The organism is Pantoea sp. X-Soil-ISGK-355 (assembly GCF_059730805.1).
Genome location: NZ_AP035971.1, coordinates 3,798,435 through 3,818,709 on the forward strand (window position 1 = coordinate 3,798,435; position 20,275 = coordinate 3,818,709).

A 20,275-nucleotide genomic window follows, 5' to 3' on the forward strand; every position below is an offset into this window, starting at 1 on the left:
GGAGTAAAAATGGAACATACATGGCGATGGTACGGTCCGAACGACCCGGTCTCCCTGGATGATGCCCGTCAGGCGGGCGCAACCGGTATTGTGACGGCGCTGCACCATATCCCTAACGGCGAAGTGTGGCCGGTTGAGGAGATTAAAGCGCGTCAGGCGCTGCTGGCGGAAAAAGGTCTGGTCTGGTCGGTAGTGGAGAGCATTCCGGTTCATGAGGCGATCAAAACCCAGCGCGGTGACTACCTTCGCTATATCGCCAGCTATCAGCAGTCGATACGCAATCTGGCCGCCTGCGGCATTGATACCGTCTGCTACAACTTTATGCCGGTGCTGGACTGGACGCGCACCGATCTCGCCTGGACGCTGCCGGATGGCGCAAAAGCGCTACGCTTCGACGCCGACGCTTTCGCCGCCTTCGAACTTTATCTGCTGCAGCGTCCGGGTGCGGAGCAGGATTACAGCGCGGCTGAACAGCAGGCCGCCGCTCAGCGCTTTGCCGCCATGAGCGGTGAAGAGAAAAGCACGCTGGTGCGCAATATTATCGCCGGTCTGCCTGGAGCCGAAGAGGGTTACACGCTGGAGCAGTTCCAGGCACAGCTGGCGCAGTATGACGGCATCGACAAAGCAACACTGCGCGAGCATATGGCGACTTTCCTGCGCGCCATTGTGCCGGTTGCCGAAGAGGTGGGTATTAAACTGGCAGTACATCCGGACGATCCACCGCGCCCGATTCTGGGCCTGCCGCGCATTATCTCTACCCAGGAAGATATGCAGTGGCTGAAGGACACCGTGGACAGTCTGCACAACGGTTTCTGTTTCTGTACGGGTTCCTATGGCGTGCGTGCCGACAATGCGCTGCTTGAGATGGCGGAAACCTATGCCGACCGCATTAACTTTGTCCACCTGCGCGCCACAAAACGCGAGGATAACCCCAACAGCTTCCATGAAGCCGCGCACCTGGCGGGCGACGTCGATATGGTCGGTGTCATCAGGGTCATTCTGGCGGAAGAGCAGCGGCGTCGCCAGGCAGGCAATCAGCGAGCGATTCCGATGCGTCCCGATCACGGCCATCAGATGCTGGACGACCTGCATAAGCGCACCAATCCCGGTTATTCCGCCATTGGCCGGCTGAAAGGACTGGCTGAACTGCGCGGCGTTGAAGTGGCGCTGAAACAGATCTATTTTGCTGATTGAGAAACACGTTTACCCTGCGCCCGCTCTCAGGCGGGCCAGGGTCTCCCCGGGCTACCGCAAGTGATTCGCCCTTTTGCCGCGCCTGTCGTCCCTGCTCATCTGATTTTTTTGCTGAATACCAATAAAGGCAAAACAACCTGTCATTAAATGCAAAGTCTGGTCGATAATTGACCTGAGTCAGTTCAGTTGATGGCAAAAACGCTAATCTGCACCGCCCGGAGAAATGCTATGCTGCGCCACTGATTAGCCCCTCCGTATAATACCAATAATATCCAGAGGATTTAGCGGTGCCGCTACTAAAACGAAAACGCGACTACGCCAGGCTGGTGATTATTATCTCCGGTGTGCTGCCTCTGATTATTGGCATTTTTTTCACCGCCCTTGATGCGCGCCATACCGTTCGGCAGCAGCAGGTGAGCGCGGCAAACACCCTATTATCTCAGGCCGAGAGAATGAGCGACAGCGCGTGGGATATGATTACTGAGCTGCGCCAGTTTCAGCATCAGTCGTGCCGCCAGATTGAAAACCAGTTGCAGCGCATCGGTTCGCTGAATCCCTATTTTCGCGCCGTCGGTAAGATGGAAGAAAACAGAATTGCCTGCTCTTCAGCCTATGGTACAAAACCGGGTTCTCTGAGCGATATGATCATGCGTGACGCGCCGGTCACCGGAAAAGCCTGGTGGAGCCTGTCGATTGCAGGAACCACAGGTGTGCCGGATCGTCCCGCAGTGATTTTTATGCGCGATCTGCCCGATGGTGAGGGATTCTGGGCAGTGATTGATGGCCAGTATCTCATCGATTTTATGCGCGCTATCAGCAGCACCCATCTCTATCATTTCAGCATGGAGTTTAACGACGGCGCGCCGATCTCGTTTGGCGATCCGCAAATCGCCCTGTCCGGCTGGTTTGAACCGCTGATTTATCAGGCCGGCTCCAGTCGATATCCGCTCTCTGTCACCCTTATTGCCTCACCCTCTGAGCTGATCTCGGCATGGCGTCAGGTGATGTTGATCATCATGCCGATGGCGATAATTTTCTCTATTCTGCTGATGATGCTGATGGCGAACTGGCTGCAACGGCGTATTTCCTGGCGCGATGAGATTCGACGGGCCATCGCCAGCGGCCAGTTCAGGGCGCACTATCAGCCCGTCTATGACAACCGACAGCAGCGCTGCAGCGGCGCAGAGGCACTGCTGCGCTGGACAACACCGGACGGTAACGGGATCCGGCCCGATATTTTTATCGGTGCCGCTGAAGCGGAAGGCATGATTGTGCCGCTGACCCGTCATCTGCTCGATTTAATTGCAGCGGATGTGCAGGCGTGGCAGGTTGAGCCAGGCTTCCATCTGGCTATCAATGTAGCGGCCGATCATCTGCAGCATCCGGATTTTGTCGACGATATGCTGCACTTCGCCGGGCGGGTAAAAGAGAAGCAGTTCCTGATTACCCTGGAGCTGACCGAACGCAGCCTGATCAAAGACGGCGTTGAGGTAGCACGCAAACTGGAGCAGCTGCGCGGTTGCGGAATGAAAGTCGCGATTGATGATTTTGGTACCGGTCACTGTTCGCTGAGTTATTTACAGACCTTTACGATGGATTATCTGAAGATCGATCGCGGCTTTATCAACGCGATTGAATCCCTGGAGGGCAGAACCCCGGTACTGGATGCAATCATTCAGCTCAGTCATGAGCTTGAGCTGGAAGTCCTGGGGGAAGGCGTCGAAAACGCATTGCAGTTCAGCTATCTGCATCGGCGCGGCGTAGTCTTTATCCAGGGCTATTATTATGCCCGCCCGATGGACAACGCGGCGCTGATCGCCTGGCTCGCCAGGCAGGGCGAACAGCCGGTTAAAGCGGATCATGCCTCTGAGACTCATCAGACAGTCAGCCTCTGAACCGCCCCTGAACTTAACAGACTCGCCGCGCAATATCGGCGTCTAAGCGTCTTTGTTAAGCCGCCTGGCTTACTGCCATCCGGCTCTGTATAGCGAATAACCACCTGCGGCGTCGGTATCGCCGCGCATCACCCTCAATTTGCTGAAAAAAACGGCGGTTGTCACGCAGCGTGATAATTTTTTTCGCAGCTAATCAGCCGCATCAGTGGTAAAAATAGCCTGTATGTAGCCCAAACATGACAGATATCACACAAAAACGGTATACTCTGTCGCTGTTCGCAATAATCACAACAGTAATTATTGTGTCAGTGAGCGCGTAAACCGCGCTTATTTGAAGCTATGCTTAAATTTCTCAACGCAGCGGTCTGATGACTCACCGCGGCTCGCGCCGTTGAGGACTTTCGTGTTCCATTACAGGGTAATTCTATGAAATTGCGTAGGAAGCGTGTAAAACCAATTGGGATCGATGATGTGACTATCATCGATGATGCCCGTTTACGTAAAGCCATCACCGCGGCCTCTCTGGGGAACGCGATGGAGTGGTTCGACTTCGGTGTTTATGGCTTTGTGGCCTATGCACTGGGTAAAGTCTTCTTCCCGGATGCATCACCAGGCGTGCAGATGATCGCCGCGCTGGGTACCTTCTCTGTCCCCTTCCTGATCCGTCCGCTAGGTGGTCTGTTCTTCGGTATGCTGGGCGACAAATATGGTCGTCAGAAAATTCTCTCTATCACCATCATCATCATGTCGGTCAGTACGTTCTGTATCGGCCTGATACCCTCCTATGCCTCCATCGGCATCTGGGCACCGATTCTGCTGCTGTTAGCCAAGATGGCACAGGGCTTCTCGGTAGGCGGTGAATATACCGGTGCGTCTATCTTTGTGGCCGAATATTCGCCTGACCGTAAACGCGGCTTTATGGGAAGCTGGCTCGACTTCGGTTCGATTGCGGGCTTTGTGCTCGGCGCGGGCCTGGTCGTGCTGATTTCCTCTATTATCGGGGAAGAGCGCTTCCTTGAGTGGGGCTGGCGTCTGCCGTTCTTCGTCGCGCTGCCGCTGGGCATCATCGGTCTTTACCTGCGCCATGCGCTGGAAGAGACCCCGGCATTCCAGCAGCATGTGGACAAACTGGAACAGGGCGACCGTGAAGGCCTGCAGGATGGTCCGCAGGTTTCATTTAAAGAGATTGCGACCAAACACTGGCGCAGCCTGCTCTCCTGTATCGGTCTGGTTATCGCCACGAACGTCACCTACTACATGTTGCTGACGTACATGCCGAGCTACCTGTCGCACAACCTGCATTACAGCGAAGATCACGGCGTGATGATTATCATCGCCATCATGATTGGTATGCTGTTTGTTCAGCCGATGATCGGCATGATGAGTGACCGTTTCGGCCGCCGTCCGTTTATCATCATCGGCAGTATCGCCCTGCTGGTCTTCGCGATTCCCGCCTTCATGATGATCAACAGTGGCGTGCTGGGCCTGATTTTTGGTGGTCTGCTGCTGATGGCGGTGATCCTCAACGCCTTTACCGGTGTGATGGCCTCGTCACTGCCTGCGATGTTCCCGACGCACATCCGCTACAGTGCGCTGGCGAGTGCGTTTAACATCTCGGTACTGGTTGCCGGTCTGACGCCAACGCTGGCGGCCTGGCTGGTAGAAACCACCAACAACCTCTACATGCCAGCCTACTATCTGATGGTGGTCGCGGTGATTGGTTTGATTACCGGTCTGTTCATGAAAGAGACGGCGAACAAGCCACTGAAAGGTGCCACGCCGGCCGCCTCAGACATGGAAGAAGCGCGCGAAATCCTGCAGGAGCATCACGATAACATCGAGCACAAAATCGAAGATATCGACGAAGAGATTGCCCGCCTGGAAGCGAAACGTAAAAACCTGGTGCAGCAGCATCCGGATATCAACGAGTAATCGTTCTGCTCTCCCGCCGCCCGGCGGGAGAGTTCTTTTCCCCTCTTATTACCGCACACAAACCTTCATGCCTCGCAGACAAAGAGAGTAAACTGTAGCCACTTTTTTCACCTGCTTAAGAATGAAAATGTCTGATTATTCCCTTATCCAGCGCCCAAGACGATTGCGCGCCAGCGCTTCAATGCGTGAAATGTTCCAGGAGTCTTCTCTGAGCCTGAACGATCTGGCTCTGCCTATCTTTGTTGAAGAAGAAGTCGACGATTACAAAGCGATTCAGGCGATGCCTGGCGTGATGCGTATTCCGGAAAAACGTCTCGCCTATGAGATTGAGCGCATCGCCAAAGCGGGCATTCGCTCGGTGATGACCTTTGGTATTTCGCACCATACCGACGCGACCGGCAGCGATGCCTGGAACGAAAACGGTCTGGTGGCACGCATGTCCCGCATCTGCAAAGACACCGTGCCGGAAATGATTGTGATGTCTGACACCTGCTTCTGCGAATACACCAGCCACGGTCACTGTGGCGTGCTCTGCGATCATGGTGTCGATAACGATGCAACCCTGGCAAATCTGGGTAAACAGGCGGTGGTTGCCGCCGCAGCCGGTGCGGATTTCATTGCGCCGTCAGCGGCGATGGATGGTCAGGTTGAGGCGATTCGCCGGGCACTGGACGCGGCGGGCTTTACCCAGACCGCTATCATGTCCTACTCCACCAAATTCGCTTCATCGTTTTACGGCCCGTTCCGTGAAGCCGCCGGAACGGCGCTGAAAGGCGACCGTAAAACCTACCAGATGAACCCGATGAACCGTCGTGAAGCGATCCGTGAATCGCTGCTTGATGCGGCTCAGGGCGCGGATTCATTGATGGTGAAGCCGGCAGGTGCCTATCTGGATATCCTGCGCGACATTCGTGAACGTACCGAACTGCCGCTGGCGGCGTATCAGGTGAGTGGCGAATACGCGATGATCAAATTTGCCGCGCAGGCCGGTGCCATTGATGAGCGCAATGTGGTGCTGGAAAGCCTCGGTGCGATTAAACGCGCCGGTGCGGACCTGATTTTCAGCTATTTCGCCCTTGATCTCGCAGAACAAAAAGTGCTCTGATCCCCTCCTCATAAAGAGCGTGGTTGCTATGCCACGCTCTTCTTCTTCGCCGTAAGGCAAACACCAGAACCTGGCTTCAGCTAAAACAATAAAGGTCTCTGAGATGAAAGCACCTGAAATCCCTGCCGACGAGGCACAACGTTTATCGCAGTTGCGTGCGCTGAACATAATGAACACGCCAGCGGAGGAGCGGTTTGATCGTTTAACCCGCCTGGCGCGCCGCCTGTATGACGTTCCTATCGCGTTAGTCAGCCTGCTGGAAGCTGACCATCAGTGGTTTAAATCCGCTCAGGGCTATGAACCTAAAGGATCGCCCCGCAACATCTCATTTTGCGGCCACGCCATTCTTCAGGATGAGATCATGATCGTTGAAGATGCGCAAAAAGATGCGCGTTTTTATGATAATCCGCTGGTAACCGGTGAGCCGCACATTCGCTTTTATGCCGGCTGTCCCCTGCGTGCGCCGGGCGGTGCCAAAATGGGCACGCTCTGTATTATTGGCCGTGAACCGCGCCAGTTTAATGAAGAGGATCAGGCCACGATGCGTGACCTGGCCGCGATGGCTGAAGCGGAACTGGTCGCCTTTCAGACCGCCACCTGTGATGAGCTGACCCAGATTACCAATCGCCGCGGCTTTATGACGCTGGGGCAGATGGTGCTGAATGAGTGCCGGATGAAAAACCGGCCCGCCTGCCTGACCTTTCTCGATCTCGACAAATTTAAGCAGATTAACGACTCGCTGGGCCACCGTGAAGGCGACCGCGCGCTGATGGACTTTGCCGATGCGATGAAGGTGGTGTTTAAGCACTCCGATCTGTTTGCCCGTCTGGGCGGCGATGAGTTCGTGGTGCTGTTCAACGGCCTGCAGCAGCAGCAGAGCGAAGCATTGCTCGCGCAGTTTGACCGTTATCTGCAACAGCAGTCAGTCAGTCTGAATCGTCGTTATCGTCTGCAATTCTCGTCTGGCGTGGTGGAGTTTGACGCGGCGCATCCACAGTCGCTGGAGCAGTTGCTGCACGACAGCGATGAGCAGATGTACCTCAGGAAGAAGCAGAAACGCGTAGCGGTTTGAGATCAGGTGCCGCAGCACCTGACCCTTCAGGGCCGGCCCAGATCGTTGAGCAGCGCCTGGTTAAACTTTGCCGGTTCTTCCATTTGCGGCGCGTGTCCCATACCGGGAAATTCAATTAAGCGCGCGCCCGGAATACGTTCTGCGGTCTCTTTCCCCAGCACCGCATAATTCCCCAGCCGGGCTTTCACGTCTGCAGAAGCGATATCACTGCCGATGGCTGTGGTGTCTGAGGTGCCGATCATCAGCGTGGTGGGCACGTTCAGAGCGCCAAATTCATACAATACCGGCTGCGTGAAAATCATGTCGTAGATAAGCGCGGAGTTCCACGCCACTTTCTGATGTCCCGGCCCGCTGTTGAGCCCGGCCAGCATATCGACCCACTTGTCATAGTCAGGTTTCCAGCGCCCGACATAGTAGGTCTGCTGCTCATACTTCTTAATGCCCTCCGCGCTGAGTTTCAGTTCGCGCTGATACCACTGATCCACCGAACGCCACGGTGCGCCTTTGGCTTTCCAGTCCTCCAGCCCAATCGGGTTGACCAGCACCAGCTTCTGCGTCTGTTCCGGGTACATCAGCGCATAACGCGTTGCCAGCATTCCGCCCGTGGAGTGACCGATAATCACTGCCTTCTCTACACCCAGCCGGGCGAGCAGCTGATGGGTGTTATCTGCCAGCTGCTGAAAGCTGTACTGGTAACTGGCTGGCTTGGTCGAGCTGCAGAAGCCAATCTGGTCGGGCGCGATAACGCGATATCCCTGCTGAGTCAGCGCGCGAATGGTCTCTTCCCACGTTGCGCCACAGAAGTTTTTACCGTGCATCAGCACCACGGTTTCGCCGTTGGCACGCTGCGCCGGTTTCACATCCATATAGCCCATACTCAGCGGTTGCTGCTGGGACTGAAAATCGAAATGCTGCAGAGGATAGGGGTAATGAAATCCTTCCAGCTGTTCGCCATACACACCAGCGGCACTGGCAGGTGCATGCGCAAATAAAGCCAGCGAGGTGAGCAAAGCGGCAAGCGGTTTTTTCAACACGTATGTCGGGCTCATCCAGGGTTCTCCAGGTTAAAGGTAAGTCGTAAGCCTGGCATGTCGCGGCAGAAAATCTATTGATGGTCCGTGCTATGACGTTGATGTCATCGACGCTGGCTGCGTTAGCTGCGAGGCCGAAAGCCAAATCATATGCTCGCGTTTATTGTTATTCGCCCAGGATCGAGTATCCCTCGCCTGTAATTACCAACAAACCAATTACAATTCATGCTTTTTATTAATAACTGCTGTTCATATGAATCTCTTCAGAGATAACGATTCAAATACTGAAAGAACTTTACGCAAAGAATAAGCACATTAAGATAAATAATTCATAATTCCTCTTAATTAAACAGGGGAGAACAGCCATGAAAGAAAACAGATATAACGAAAGCGTGATCGTCTCAATTACTGAGTGGATTAATAATAATCTCGACCAGCGTTTAAGCGTGGATGATATTGCAGAAAAAGCCGGGTATTCGAAATGGTATTTACAGAAACTCTTTGCCCGTTATCATAATGAAACACTGGCGCGCTATATTCGTAAGAAAAAACTTAACGCCAGTGTGAATGATTTAAAAAACAGCCGCACGCCAATCATCAGCCTGGCACTGAAATACCATTTTGAAAGCCAGCAATCTTTTACCCGCTCGTTTAAGCAGATTATGGGCTGCACGCCAAGCGCCTGCCGTAAACGTCTGATGAGTGAAGAAGCGAAGCAGCAGATGGCCGACGTTGACGACCCCTGCGCGCTGTGCAGCTACGTACGGCCAGGAAGCATAAAGCAGAGCTGTGGCGTAACAGTCCGGCCTGTTACGCGCTCAGCGCGCGGCTATGCGCAGGCAGATGCTTTCTGCGATATCAGTTAATCAGGATTCATCCGGCTGATAATATTGCACACCAATCTTAATACGCTCACGTCCCTGGGTGACGCGATGACGATTGGTGTCGCGCAGTGAATAGACGCAGCCGCAATATTCCTGCTGATAGAAACTTTCGCGCTTACTGATTTCAATCATGCGCGCCGATCCGCCACCTTTACGCCAGTTAAAATCCCAGTACATCAGATCCGGATACGCCGCCGCTGCACGGACACCACAGCTATTAATCTGCTTCATATCTTTCCAGCGTGAAATACCCAGACAACTGGTCATTACCGGGAATCCGTTCTCATGGGCATAGAGTGCCGTGCGCTCAAAGCGCATATCGAAGCACATGGTGCAGCGTTCACCCCGTTCCGGTGACCACTCCAGCCCGCGCGCCCGCTCAAACCAGTTATCCCGGTCATAGTCAGCATCGACAAACGGCACGCCAAATTTCTCGGCAAAACGAATATTCTCCTCTTTGCGCAGCTCATACTCTTTGAGCGGATGAATATTCGGGTTGTAGAAATAGATGGTGTATTCAATGCCGGAGGCCAGCATCGCTTCCATCACTTCCCCCGAACAGGGTGCGCAGCAGGAGTGCAGTAAAACTTTTTTATGACCGCCCGGCAAGGGTAGCGGCTGACGCTGGAAAGGTTCAGACATAAGCACCTTCAATCAATAGCAGAAAGGCGGAAGTGTAATGCCGCAGGCGGTCAGTTGCAAAATCTGACCTGATGCAGGCTGCTTTGCGTATTCGTGCCCTGCTGCGGTTTCCCGTTTCTGCATCAACCTGCTGATCTCTGATGCTTTCTTTTCGCAGCCATGTTGTGCGCCCCCAGCGATAAGCTGAAGTGTGATCGGACCCACATTGATATCGACTATGTTTACATAACATTAACAATATTGACACTGAATCACTGCAAGGAGACTCGCATGGCCGCGGCTAAAAAATCAGGAAATCATCAGAACCGTTTTACCTGGTTCGTCTGTTTTATGGCGGCGCTGTCCGGCCTGCTGTTTGGTCTGGATATCGGCGTCATCGCGGGGGCCTTGCCGTTCCTGGCGAAGGATTTGCAGATTACCAACCATCAGCAGGAGTGGGTGGTGAGTTCGATGATGTTTGGTGCGGCGCTGGGTGCGCTGGCGGCGGGCTGGATGTCCTCAAAGCTGGGACGTAAGAAAAGTATGCTGGCGGGCGCGACGCTGTTCGTCATTGGTTCGCTCTGGTCCGCCTTTTCACCCGATGTAGAGTCGCTGGTCTGTGCCCGTGTGATGCTGGGGCTGGCGGTAGGCATCGCCTCTTACACCGCGCCGCTCTATCTGGCGGAGATTGCGCCGGAACGTATTCGTGGCTCAATGATTTCGATGTATCAGCTGATGCTGACTACCGGCATCGTGGTCGCTTATCTCTCCGACACCGCGTTCAGCTACAGTGGCAACTGGCGCGCAATGCTCGGCGTTATCGCTATTCCGGCAGTAATCCTGTTTATCGGCGTGCTGTTTTTGCCCAACAGTCCGCGCTGGCTGGCAGCGCACGGACGCTTTAACGAGGCACAGCGCGTGCTGGATCGGCTGCGTAACAGCAGCGAACAGGCGCGGGAGGAGCTGGAAGAGATCCGTGAAAGTCTGCAGGTGAAACAGCGCGGCTGGTCGCTGTTCCGCTCTAATGGCAATTTTCGCCGCGCGGTGTGGCTGGGGATGCTGCTACAGGTGATGCAGCAGTTTACCGGGATGAATGTGGTGATGTATTACGCCCCTAAAATCTTCAATATTGCCGGTTTCTCCAGCACCAGTGAGCAGATGTGGGGCACGGTGATTGTCGGGCTGGTCAACATGCTGGCCACGCTGATTGCCATCTTTTTTGTCGATCGCTGGGGTCGCAAGCCGATGCTGACCACCAGTTTTCTGGTGATGGCGGTGGGCATGGGCGTGCTGGGCACGCTGCTGCACATCGGCGTCGAAACGGATTTCCGCAAATACTTTGCGGTCGCGATGCTGCTGATGTTTATCGTTGGTTTTGCGATGGCGGCCGGACCGGTGATCTGGCTGCTCTGTTCAGAGATTCAGCCGCTGAAAGGGCGTGACTTCGGCATTACTGCTTCCACCACCACCAACTGGGTCGGCAACATGATTGTGGGTGCGACCTTCCTGACGATGCTGGATCAGTTGGGGAACGCCAACACCTTCTGGTTCTACGGTGCACTCAATCTGGTGTTTATCGTGCTGACCATGATGCTGGTACCTGAGACCAAACATGTGACGCTGGAGCATATTGAACGCAACCTGATGAAGGGTAAGGCACTGCGGGACATCGGGGCGTAACCGCCCCGTTTCAGCTTACCACTGCAGCTGCTGGCCGGCGTAATCGACGTAGTGATGGCCCCCGCGTCCGCCCCACTGGGTTAACTGCCGAACGATACCGGCCGCACTCTCTTCTGCCGTCAGCGGCGCACTCTCGCCGCCCATATCTGTTTTTACCCAGCCGGGATGCAGCGTCAGTAGCGTCCCGTTCTGTGCTTCAACTGCGGGGGTCAGCGTGCGGCTCAGCATATTCAGTGCAGCTTTGCTGGCCGAGTAAATCGGCATCTGCGCGTCCGGATTTTCATTCAGGCTGCCGAGCTGGGATGAGGTCAGCGCCAGTACGCCCTCCGGCTTCAGCAGCGGCAGCAGAATCTCTGCGCTGCGAACCGGTGCTATCGCATTAGTCAGGAACAGCTGCGCCAGCTCCTGATCGTTACTCTGCGACACCTTCTGGTGCGAAGGCCCGGAAATCCCGGCATTGATCAGAATCGCATCGAACGATTTGCCACTGAGCTGGCCGGCAAGCTGTTGAACCGCCGATGCGTCGGTCATATCGAGCGCCTGCCAGTCGATACCTGGCTTGTTGCCCTGCTCCGGAACGCCGCTGCGATGGGTGGCCGTGACCTGCCAGCCCTCACCGGCAAACGCCTGCACGACCGCCAGACCGATACCGCGTGATGCACCAATAATCAGAACTTCTTTTTGCTGCGCCATATTCACTCCTCGTTAATTGTCTCGCTACAAGCTTAACGGTATTTCCGTCCGGACAGCGGCCCGCTGTGCTTTTTAACCTGACGACCGCACTGAGGGTAAAAGCTCATGGCGCAATGCCATTGATGGTTTTCCATCATTAAATCGCTTTATCTTTTACTTTTAACCGGTTAGAAGAGATAAACAGTCTGGCAGGCAGCAGCTAAGCCCCGTTTACGCGTGGAGTCTGAATGAAAAAGCTCACCTTAGAGGTGGTGGCAAAAATGGCGGGCGTCGGGATTGCGACGGTCGACCGGGTGCTGAATGAGCGCGGCGGCGTCTCGCTGGAGACCAGCCGCAAAGTCCTGAAAGCCGCGCGCGAAGCGGGACTCCGGCGTCTGCTGCCAGAGGAGTATCAGCATCCCTGGCAAATCGAAGTCTTTCTCAGCAATAACGGCTCATCCTTTTTTCAGCAGCTCACCACCTGTTTCAGCGAGATCGCCAGTCAGCTTGGCTATCGCCGCCTGAAGCTGCACAAAACGCTGGTGGCCGAAGCGCAGCCTGAGCAGCTGGCGCAAAGCATTATCGCCTGCAGCAGTAACCGTGACGGCATCATTGTGTTTGCGCACGACTCGCCACCTGTCTATCGCGCCCTGGCGCTGTGCCGCAGCCGCAATGTGCCGGTGATCACCATCGTCACCGATCTGCCCGACGCTGACCGCCTGTGTCATGTTGGCATCGACCAGTATCAGGCAGGCCGCACCGCAGGCCTGCTGATGAGTAAAACCCTGAACCAGCCCGGCGATATTCTGATGGTCAGCGGCCGCTTTGATTATCGCGCCCACCGTCAGCGTATCGCTGGCTTCCGTGAAGCCATGGAGCAGCGTGCGCCACTGCGTCATCTGCGTGAGGTGCTGTCGGGTCAGGATCAGCGGGAAACCATCCGCAGTGAGCTGGCCCGCCATCTGCGTCCGTCGCAGGCAGTTGCAGGGGTCTATAACACCGGCATGGGAAATAGTGATGTCAGCGACACCCTGCGCGCCCACCAGTTGCTGGGTAAATGCACCTACATCACCCATGAGCTTTATGATGTCACCCGCCAGCTACTGCTGAACGATGAAGTGGCCTTTACCCTGGATCAGCATGCCCAGCAGCATGCCCGTTTAGCGATTGATCTGATGCTGAGTTATCTCGAAACCGGCTATCAGCCGGATGTGTATCAGGCGGGCAAAGTGGCGTTTCGGCTGTTTACGGCGGAAAATATGGTGTGAGGTGGGATTGGTTTCCCCTGATGAAGTCACATCATCAGGGGAAACCGATCGGGCTTTTTAATCCTGCGCGTCCCGGCTTTCATCATCCGGGCTGTCATCGTCATCATTCCCCTGACTCTTCTCCACTTCCTGCGGATGTCCCATCGAAAGCGCCGTGGCACTGGCCGGATCAAACAGTGACAGACTCTCAATCTGGTCCACCATGATCACTTTTCGGAACGACATCGCATCTTTGGGCTTCGAGTCGAGCGTAATCTCGTGCTCGGCGTACCATTTGCTATAGTTATGCTCTACCGCCAGCTTCAGCGTCTTACTGTCGCGATAGCCACTCAGCATCGGGATCAGCACGATGTTTTTGGTGCTTTCATATTCGAAGGTCGAGGCATGAACCATGCCGATGTAGATGCGGCGCGACTTCAGCGTAATCCACGCCAGTTCGCCCTCTTCCATGCACTGAAACAGCAGTTGCTCCACGCCATTAGAGCGTGACAGTCGCTGATAGAGGTCTTTACGACCGGAGACATTCAGTCTTGCGCTGCCTGCCCAGTTTGAGCGATAGAGACAGAGCAGAATGGCAAAGGCGAGCATGATCACCACCGGAGCCTGGATGCCCAGGAAGCTCCAGTTCATAAACTCCACCTGCCACTTCAGATGAACGCCGGGGATCATCTGGACAGCGTTGGCAATGCCGGAGATACAGAGCAGCAGTAACCAGACGATACCGGTCGCAAAGACACCCTGGAGCACAAAAATACAACCGTAAAGCGCGACCAGGAAATAGACATCCCAGCCCGACGAACGACGGATTTTAAAGCGGCTATTCAAATCACGGCTGGTGTACCAGTAACCACTGACCATCAACACCATAAATATTGCGGTACCCACCTCACACTCCCTTTAACATATTCACGTGGCGGGCGAAATCTTCCTGGACTTCCTCGCTCAGCGTGTTGACCGCGATATTGCCGTTTTCATCAATAATGATGCGCTCACCTTCTGCGATCGAGTCGTTGATATCCTGACGGGTCATGATCTGCAGGAACTTCTCGGGACTGGCGAAGACCGACTTAACAAATTTAAACATAGCGATCCCATTGTTGGCCTGAAAGTTGAAGTATGTGATGGAATCCACACTCTCGCCTGTTTAATTTCAGGTGAAATTTCTTAAAATCAATTAATTAGCGAAGCGGTATCTATCCAGCTTGAGCTGCTTTTCGCTGAAATCTTCAACGTAACCAGCAGCCTGCCGTAGCAGCATTGTATTTTTACCCGTCTGGTGTGCGACAACGTTAAAGCGCCTCTCCGCCGGAAAGCGCTAAGCTCAATGGTTAGCCCTTTTCTGTCACCCTGTCTGAAACGCATCGAGGAAGGTTTGCATGAAATTACGAAAACTGGGCCGTACCGGTCAGCGCGTCTCTGAAATTGGCTTTGGCGCATGGGCCATTGGCGGAACCTGGGGAGAAGTGAGCATAGAGGATGCCAAAGCCGCGCTGAACGCCGCGCTGGATGCGGGCATCACCTTTATTGATACCGCCGATGTCTATGGCGATGGCCGTTCCGAAAAGATTATCGCAGAGGTACTGAATCAGCGCGGCGGAGAACGCCCGTTTGTCGCCACCAAGCTGGGGCGTCGCCTTTCACCGCACGTGGCAGAAGGCTACAACGCCGAAAACCTCAACGCCTTTATCGATCGTTCACGGGAAAATCTGCAGACTGAGACGCTGGATTTGGTGCAGCTGCACTGCCCGCCGACCGAGGTCTATTACAACCCGGATGTGTTTGCGGTGATGGATGAGATGGTGGCGGCCGGTAAAATCCGTCACTACGGCGTTTCCGTTGAGAAAGTCGAAGAAGGCCTGAAGGCACTGGAATTTCCCAACGTCTCGTCGATTCAGCTGATCTACAACATTTTCCGCCAGCGTCCGGCAGAACTGTTGCTGCGTGAGGCGAAACGCCGGGATGTGGCGATTATCGCCCGCGTACCGCTGGCGTCAGGCCTGTTGACCGGCAAAATGCGTGCCGACAGCGTGTTTGCCGCTGACGACCATCGCACCTTTAACCGTAATGGTGAAGCGTTTGATAAGGGCGAGACTTTCTCCGGCGTGCCGTATGAGGTGGCGCTGGAAGCGGTTGAGGAGATTCGCCGCTTTGTGACGGGCGACACCACCATGGCGATGTTTGCGCTGCGCTGGATCCTGATGAACGAGGATGTCAGCGTGGTCATCCCTGGCGCAAAAAACCGTGAACAGGCTGAAGCCAATGCCCGCGCCAGTGATATCGATGCGCTCTCTGAGGAGACGATGGCGGCGCTGAAGCAGATCTATCAGGAGAAGATCGCGCCTCACGTGCATCAGCGCTGGTAAACGCGCGTTACAACGCCTGGGCACAGGCCCAGGCAGAACTCCACGCCCACTGGAAGTTATAGCCACCCAGCCAGCCGGTGACATCGGCTACTTCGCCAATAAAGTAAAGCCCCGGCACTGCACGCGCCTCCATCGTTTTCGAGGAGAGCTGCGTCGTATCCACGCCACCCAGCGTCACTTCGGCCGTACGATAGCCCTCTGTGCCGTTTGGCTGGATGCGCCAGGCGTGCAGCGTCTGCGCCAGTTCGGTTTGCTGTCTGCTGTTGAGCTGCTTCAGGGTGATATCCGGCACCACCTTCAGCCCCTGTAAGACTTCCACCAGACGCTTCGGCAGAATTTTCGCCAGGCTGTTCTTCAGGCTGAGATTCGGGTGTGCTTCACGCTGCGCCGTCAGAAACGCCTCAAGCGGCGTGGCGGGCGACAGATCGATAGTGACGAATTCACCCGGCTGCCAGTAGCTGGAGATTTGCAGCACCGCCGGACCGGACAGGCCGCGATGGGTAAAGAGCATCGCCTCTTTGAAGCGGGTGCCATCCTGCGCGTCAATCGTGGTTTCCAGCGCGACGCCTGACAGCGTCTGCAGCTGCTCCAGCAGCGGCTTGTGCAGGGTAAAGGGCACCAGCGCCGCGCGCGTCGGAAAGACGCTCAGGCCAAACTGCTCTGCAATTTTGTAGCCGAATGGCGAAGCGCCCAGGCCTGGCATCGACAGACCGCCGCTGGCGATGACCAGCTTCTCCGCCTGAACCGTACTGCCGTTGAGCTGCAGGGTGTAGCCGCTTTCATCGCGCGCCACGCTGAGCACTTCACTGCGCAGCCGCAGGGTGACATTGCCCTTGTCACACTCGACCAGCAGCAGATCGACAATCTGCTGAGCCGAGTCATCACAGAAGAGCTGACCCAGGGTTTTCTCATGCCAGGCAATCCCATGACGATTGACCAGATCGATAAAATCCCACTGGGTATAACGCGCCAGCGCCGATTTACAGAAGTGAGGATTGTGCGACAGATAGGCCGCTGGTTCGGTATAGAGATTGGTGAAGTTGCAGCGGCCACCGCCAGACATCAGAATCTTGCGTCCCGGCTTTTTGCCGTTATCCAGCAGTAACACCCGGCGACCTCGCTGTCCGGCCTGGGCGGCACAGAACAGCCCGGCGGCGCCGGCACCAATGATGATAACGTCAAACTGTTCCACTGCGGTTCACTCACTTAACTGGAAAGGCGCAGATTGTAGTGATCTGCTCATCGAGACGCCAGCGTCAAAAAATTGCCGTAAATGTGTCATATTGTATCTGCTTAATATCTAACCCTTTTTAGCTGAGTTACCCTTCAGCTTTACGACGAAAGGTCAAATTAACGCTATATTTTCCTTTCCCATACAGCACGTTGTCGCGGATAATGCGCCGCGTTCATGTCCTCCAAAAATGGCGTAACGTTTATGCTACATCTGTTTGCTGGTCTAGACCTCAGTACTAGCCTGTTATTGGTTCTTGCCCTGCTGTTTGTATTGTTTTACGAAGCGATCAACGGTTTCCACGACACGGCCAACGCAGTTGCGACGGTCATCTATACGCGTGCCATGCGTGCCCAGCTTGCTGTGGTGATGGCGGGTGTATTCAACTTCCTTGGCGTGCTACTCGGTGGATTGAGTGTCGCTTACGCTATTGTTCATATGCTTCCCACCGATCTGTTGTTAAATGTTGGATCGGCTCACGGTCTCGCCATGGTGTTTTCTATGCTGCTGGCGGCGATTATCTGGAACCTCGGCACCTGGTATCTCGGTCTGCCGGCCTCCAGCTCCCATACGCTGATCGGCGCCATTATCGGTATCGGTCTGACCAACGCCCTGATGAGCGGAACCTCGGTGGTTGATGCACTCAACATCCCGAAAGTCCTGAACATCTTCCTTTCTCTGATTCTGTCGCCGATCGTTGGCCTGGTGATCGCAGGCGGCTTAATCTTCATTCTGCGTCGCTACTGGAGCAATACCAAAAAGCGTGCGCGTATTCATATGACGCCTGCTGACCGCGAGAAGATCGACGGCAAGAAAAAGCCGCCGTTCTGGACCCGTATTGCCTTGATTGTTTCGGCCATTGGCGTGAGCTATTCGCACGGCGCGAATGACGGTCAGAAAGGCATCGGCCTGATCATGCTGGTCCTGATTGGTGTGGCTCCGGCCGGTTTCGTGGTGAATATGAATGCCTCCGGTTATGACATCACGCGTACCCGCGATGCGGTCAATCACCTGGAGCAGTATTACCAGCAGCATAACGCCTCGCTGACCCACATCATCCAGATGGCACCGCCTAAGCTGCCAACGCCGGAAGAAGTGCCAGCGACCAGTCCGCAGGAGTTCCACTGTGACAGCGCGCGCGCACTGCAGGCCGTTCAGCGTGCTCAGGTGTTACTGAATAATCTGCAGAGCTACGACCAGCTGACGGTTGATCAGCGCGGTCAGATGCGTCGTCTGCTGCTGTGTATCTCAGATACCGCCGATAAAGCGGCCCGTCTGGAAGAGACCTCACCAGATGACAAGCGCTTCCTCAATAAGCTGAAAAGCGATCTGCTTGGCACCATCGAGTATGCGCCGATCTGGATTATTGTGGCCGTCGCGCTGGCGCTGGGCATTGGCACCATGATTGGCTGGCGTCGTGTTGCCACCACCATTGGTGAGAAGATTGGTAAAAAAGGCATGACCTATGCACAGGGCATGTCAGCACAGGTAACAGCAGCGCTGTCGATTGGCGTCGCCAGCTATACCGGCATGCCCGTCTCCACAACGCACATCCTCTCTTCATCGGTAGCCGGTACTATGCTGGTTGACGGTGGCGGACTGCAGAGTCGGACCATCAAGAACATCGCCATGGCGTGGATCTTCACCCTGCCGGTCTGTATTCTGCTGTCAGGTTCGCTCTACTGGATTGCCTTAAAACTGGTGTGATGCCAGCTAAAAAAGGGCGACGCAAGTCGCCCTTTTTTAATGCCAGATCGCCAGCGCCACCAGACTGATCACTACCAGTCCGCACAGCGCACTGGTCAGAAGAAACTGCCCCCGCACCCGCTCGCAGCGCCGGATAAACTCATCGTCATGATGATCAAGATAGCGCTTTGCCCAGATATAGGTGACCAGCCGTACCTGCTTGCTCGGCTGACCGTGAGAGGTGAAGAATCCCGCCCCATCGACATACTGATACAGCAGCGGATCACAACCCCGTAATACCGCCAGCAGCGCACGCAGCGATGAAAAATAGCGCGCCATATTCACGATACATACCACACAAAGAGCCCAAAAAAGCGCAATAGTGCTGATCATATTCTCCCCCTCCCGGCTGGCATCGCAGCAACAGAACCAGCGTCAGACACCGTATCCGCCTGCAGAAAAAACCAGCCACTGAATCACCGGACTGCGAAAATTTTCGACCCCCTGAGCGGCTGCGAACCGGACCGCCTTTTTTCAGTGTAGGAGAGTTCTTTACATTTTTTCCAACGATGATTTTCGTTCAGCGCGAGTAAATCTGGCATAGCCTTGATCTTATTCATAAGCCAGACGGCAACAGCAGCATTTGCAGTGAGAGAAGGCTATACTCAGAACATAACAACATCATCACCTGCAACGCAGGTAGACACTTTGGTGGCGCTCATCGCCCGCTCGCGCAAAGGATTTCGCTAAGCTGTGACGCGGCAGGAACACCGGATGCCATCCTTAATCTCGTGAAAGGAGTTTTATCATGGCTTATAAACACATCCTGATTGCAGTAGACCTTTCTCCCGAAAGTCAGTTGCTGGTGGATAAGGCCGTCTCGCTGGCTCGTCCGTACGATGCCAGAATTTCCCTGATTCACGTTGATGTGAATTACTCCGACCTTTACACCGGCCTGATTGATGTCAACTTAGGGGATATGCAGAAGCGCATCTCTGAAGAGACGCATGCGGCACTGAAAGGATTATCAGATGCTGCGGGCTATCCGATCAGTGAGACACTGAGCGGCAGTGGCGACCTCGGCCAGGTGCTGGTTGATGCGATCAAAAAATATGACGTTGATTTGGTGGTGTGTGGTCATCACCAGGATTTCTGGAGCAAGCTGATGTCTTCAGCCCGTCAGTTGATCAACACCGTGCACATCGACATGCTGATTGTGCCGCTGCGCGATGAAGATGAAGAGTAACCGCTGTTATTAAAGCCGGTGTAAGCCGGCTTTTTATCGGGATGAATATATTTACGCTTTATTCTGGCCCGCGATTTAAGTTCCTGATTCCCGGGCAACGCCATCGGAATCTATTTTTATTTATAAACCTATCCTCCAGGCTGTCTTTACACAAAACTAAATATCCGCTGCTTTATCATTTCTGATCTCCGTTTATATTACTTCCTTTTAGCGCTGTAATTACCGTCCCATACATAATTTCAAAGCCATTGTTACATTGCTCATTCATCCAGTCGCTAATGATAGAAATTTTATTGATAGCAAAGGGTAATTTATCAAAATCTTACTATAGGAAAAGGTTAATTTATCCGTTATCTTTCGCTCGCTTATCTGCTGCGCAGGCAACGGATAAAGCA

The 20,275-nt window shown here is 54.6% G+C and carries 18 protein-coding genes; 11 read left to right on the forward strand and 7 right to left on the reverse strand.

Translation table 11 applies throughout. The features are described 5' to 3' along the window. Window positions 1-9: 9 nt before the first annotated feature. The 5 genes from uxuA to AC6I8J_RS17555 all read left to right on the forward strand — a co-directional run bounded on the left by uxuA (window position 10) and on the right by AC6I8J_RS17555 (window position 7,198). On the forward strand, window positions 10-1,194 hold the full coding sequence (gene uxuA, locus AC6I8J_RS17535) for a mannonate dehydratase (protein ID WP_285087161.1): 1,185 nt from the start codon (window positions 10-12) through the stop codon (window positions 1,192-1,194). Between the two features lie 287 nt (window positions 1,195-1,481). Further along, entirely contained in the window at window positions 1,482-3,089 is a 1,608-nt protein-coding gene (locus tag AC6I8J_RS17540) for an EAL domain-containing protein (protein WP_222924880.1), read from the forward strand. Between the two features lie 426 nt (window positions 3,090-3,515). Next, the gene (gene proP, locus AC6I8J_RS17545) at window positions 3,516-5,021 is read left to right on the forward strand and encodes a glycine betaine/L-proline transporter ProP (protein WP_161734137.1); all 1,506 of its coding nucleotides are present in this window, start codon (window positions 3,516-3,518) and stop codon (window positions 5,019-5,021) included. A gap of 127 nt (window positions 5,022-5,148) precedes the next feature. After that, window positions 5,149-6,126 (forward strand): porphobilinogen synthase, encoded by a 978-nt coding sequence (gene hemB / locus AC6I8J_RS17550; RefSeq protein ID WP_033734324.1) that lies wholly within the window; start codon window positions 5,149-5,151, stop codon window positions 6,124-6,126. A gap of 103 nt (window positions 6,127-6,229) precedes the next feature. Further along, window positions 6,230-7,198 carry a sensor domain-containing diguanylate cyclase gene (locus tag AC6I8J_RS17555; RefSeq protein WP_222924879.1) on the forward strand — a complete coding sequence of 323 codons (969 nt, stop codon included), beginning with the start codon at window positions 6,230-6,232 and terminating at the stop codon, window positions 7,196-7,198. 26 nt (window positions 7,199-7,224) lie between these two features. Here AC6I8J_RS17555 and AC6I8J_RS17560 read toward each other — a convergent pair whose 3' ends face one another. Further along, a complete protein-coding gene (locus AC6I8J_RS17560) occupies window positions 7,225-8,247 on the reverse strand; it encodes an alpha/beta fold hydrolase (protein ID WP_222924878.1) in 1,023 nt (340 codons plus the stop codon). A 347-nt stretch (window positions 8,248-8,594) separates the two neighbouring features. Here AC6I8J_RS17560 and AC6I8J_RS17565 point away from each other — a divergent pair, with 347 nt between their 5' ends. Beyond that, window positions 8,595-9,095, forward strand: a complete 501-nt coding sequence (locus AC6I8J_RS17565) for a helix-turn-helix domain-containing protein (RefSeq protein WP_013359375.1) — start codon at window positions 8,595-8,597, stop codon at window positions 9,093-9,095. Here AC6I8J_RS17565 and AC6I8J_RS17570 read toward each other — a convergent pair whose 3' ends face one another. Further along, a complete protein-coding gene (locus AC6I8J_RS17570) occupies window positions 9,096-9,755 on the reverse strand; it encodes an epoxyqueuosine reductase QueH (RefSeq protein ID WP_150011223.1) in 660 nt (219 codons plus the stop codon). A 270-nt stretch (window positions 9,756-10,025) separates the two neighbouring features. On the opposite strand from AC6I8J_RS17570, the gene AC6I8J_RS17575 reads away from it, so the two are divergent. Continuing rightward, the gene (locus tag AC6I8J_RS17575; protein WP_161734131.1) at window positions 10,026-11,414 is read left to right on the forward strand and encodes a sugar porter family MFS transporter; all 1,389 of its coding nucleotides are present in this window, start codon (window positions 10,026-10,028) and stop codon (window positions 11,412-11,414) included. A 15-nt stretch (window positions 11,415-11,429) separates the two neighbouring features. Here AC6I8J_RS17575 and AC6I8J_RS17580 read toward each other — a convergent pair whose 3' ends face one another. After that, window positions 11,430-12,107, reverse strand: a complete 678-nt coding sequence (locus tag AC6I8J_RS17580) for an SDR family oxidoreductase (RefSeq protein WP_222924877.1) — start codon at window positions 12,105-12,107, stop codon at window positions 11,430-11,432. A gap of 227 nt (window positions 12,108-12,334) precedes the next feature. Between AC6I8J_RS17580 and AC6I8J_RS17585 the strand changes: the two genes are divergently transcribed. Further along, window positions 12,335-13,354 (forward strand): LacI family DNA-binding transcriptional regulator, encoded by a 1,020-nt coding sequence (locus AC6I8J_RS17585; RefSeq protein ID WP_161734127.1) that lies wholly within the window; start codon window positions 12,335-12,337, stop codon window positions 13,352-13,354. Window positions 13,355-13,411: 57 nt separating this feature from the next. Here AC6I8J_RS17585 and AC6I8J_RS17590 read toward each other — a convergent pair whose 3' ends face one another. Both AC6I8J_RS17590 and AC6I8J_RS17595 read right to left on the reverse strand, forming a co-directional pair. After that, on the reverse strand, window positions 13,412-14,239 hold the full coding sequence (locus AC6I8J_RS17590) for a hypothetical protein (protein ID WP_161734125.1): 828 nt from the start codon (window positions 14,237-14,239) through the stop codon (window positions 13,412-13,414). A gap of 1 nt (window position 14,240) precedes the next feature. After that, window positions 14,241-14,438, reverse strand: a complete 198-nt coding sequence (locus AC6I8J_RS17595) for an anti-sigma-F factor Fin family protein (RefSeq protein ID WP_161734151.1) — start codon at window positions 14,436-14,438, stop codon at window positions 14,241-14,243. A 292-nt stretch (window positions 14,439-14,730) separates the two neighbouring features. Between AC6I8J_RS17595 and AC6I8J_RS17600 the strand changes: the two genes are divergently transcribed. Next, the gene (locus AC6I8J_RS17600) at window positions 14,731-15,717 is read left to right on the forward strand and encodes an aldo/keto reductase (protein WP_260059433.1); all 987 of its coding nucleotides are present in this window, start codon (window positions 14,731-14,733) and stop codon (window positions 15,715-15,717) included. A gap of 7 nt (window positions 15,718-15,724) precedes the next feature. Here AC6I8J_RS17600 and AC6I8J_RS17605 read toward each other — a convergent pair whose 3' ends face one another. Then, window positions 15,725-16,909, reverse strand: coding sequence for a BaiN/RdsA family NAD(P)/FAD-dependent oxidoreductase (locus AC6I8J_RS17605; RefSeq protein WP_222924875.1), 1,185 nt, complete (start codon window positions 16,907-16,909; stop codon window positions 15,725-15,727). Window positions 16,910-17,152: 243 nt separating this feature from the next. Between AC6I8J_RS17605 and pitA the strand changes: the two genes are divergently transcribed. Further along, window positions 17,153-18,655, forward strand: a complete 1,503-nt coding sequence (gene pitA / locus AC6I8J_RS17610) for an inorganic phosphate transporter PitA (protein ID WP_150011381.1) — start codon at window positions 17,153-17,155, stop codon at window positions 18,653-18,655. Window positions 18,656-18,691: 36 nt separating this feature from the next. Here the strand turns inward: pitA and uspB are convergent, their stop codons facing one another. After that, window positions 18,692-19,027, reverse strand: a complete 336-nt coding sequence (gene uspB, locus AC6I8J_RS17615; protein WP_150011237.1) for a universal stress protein UspB — start codon at window positions 19,025-19,027, stop codon at window positions 18,692-18,694. A 415-nt stretch (window positions 19,028-19,442) separates the two neighbouring features. On the opposite strand from uspB, the gene uspA reads away from it, so the two are divergent. Further along, on the forward strand, window positions 19,443-19,880 hold the full coding sequence (uspA, locus tag AC6I8J_RS17620) for a universal stress protein UspA (RefSeq protein WP_161734119.1): 438 nt from the start codon (window positions 19,443-19,445) through the stop codon (window positions 19,878-19,880). The last annotated feature ends 395 nt before the right edge of the window (window positions 19,881-20,275 follow it).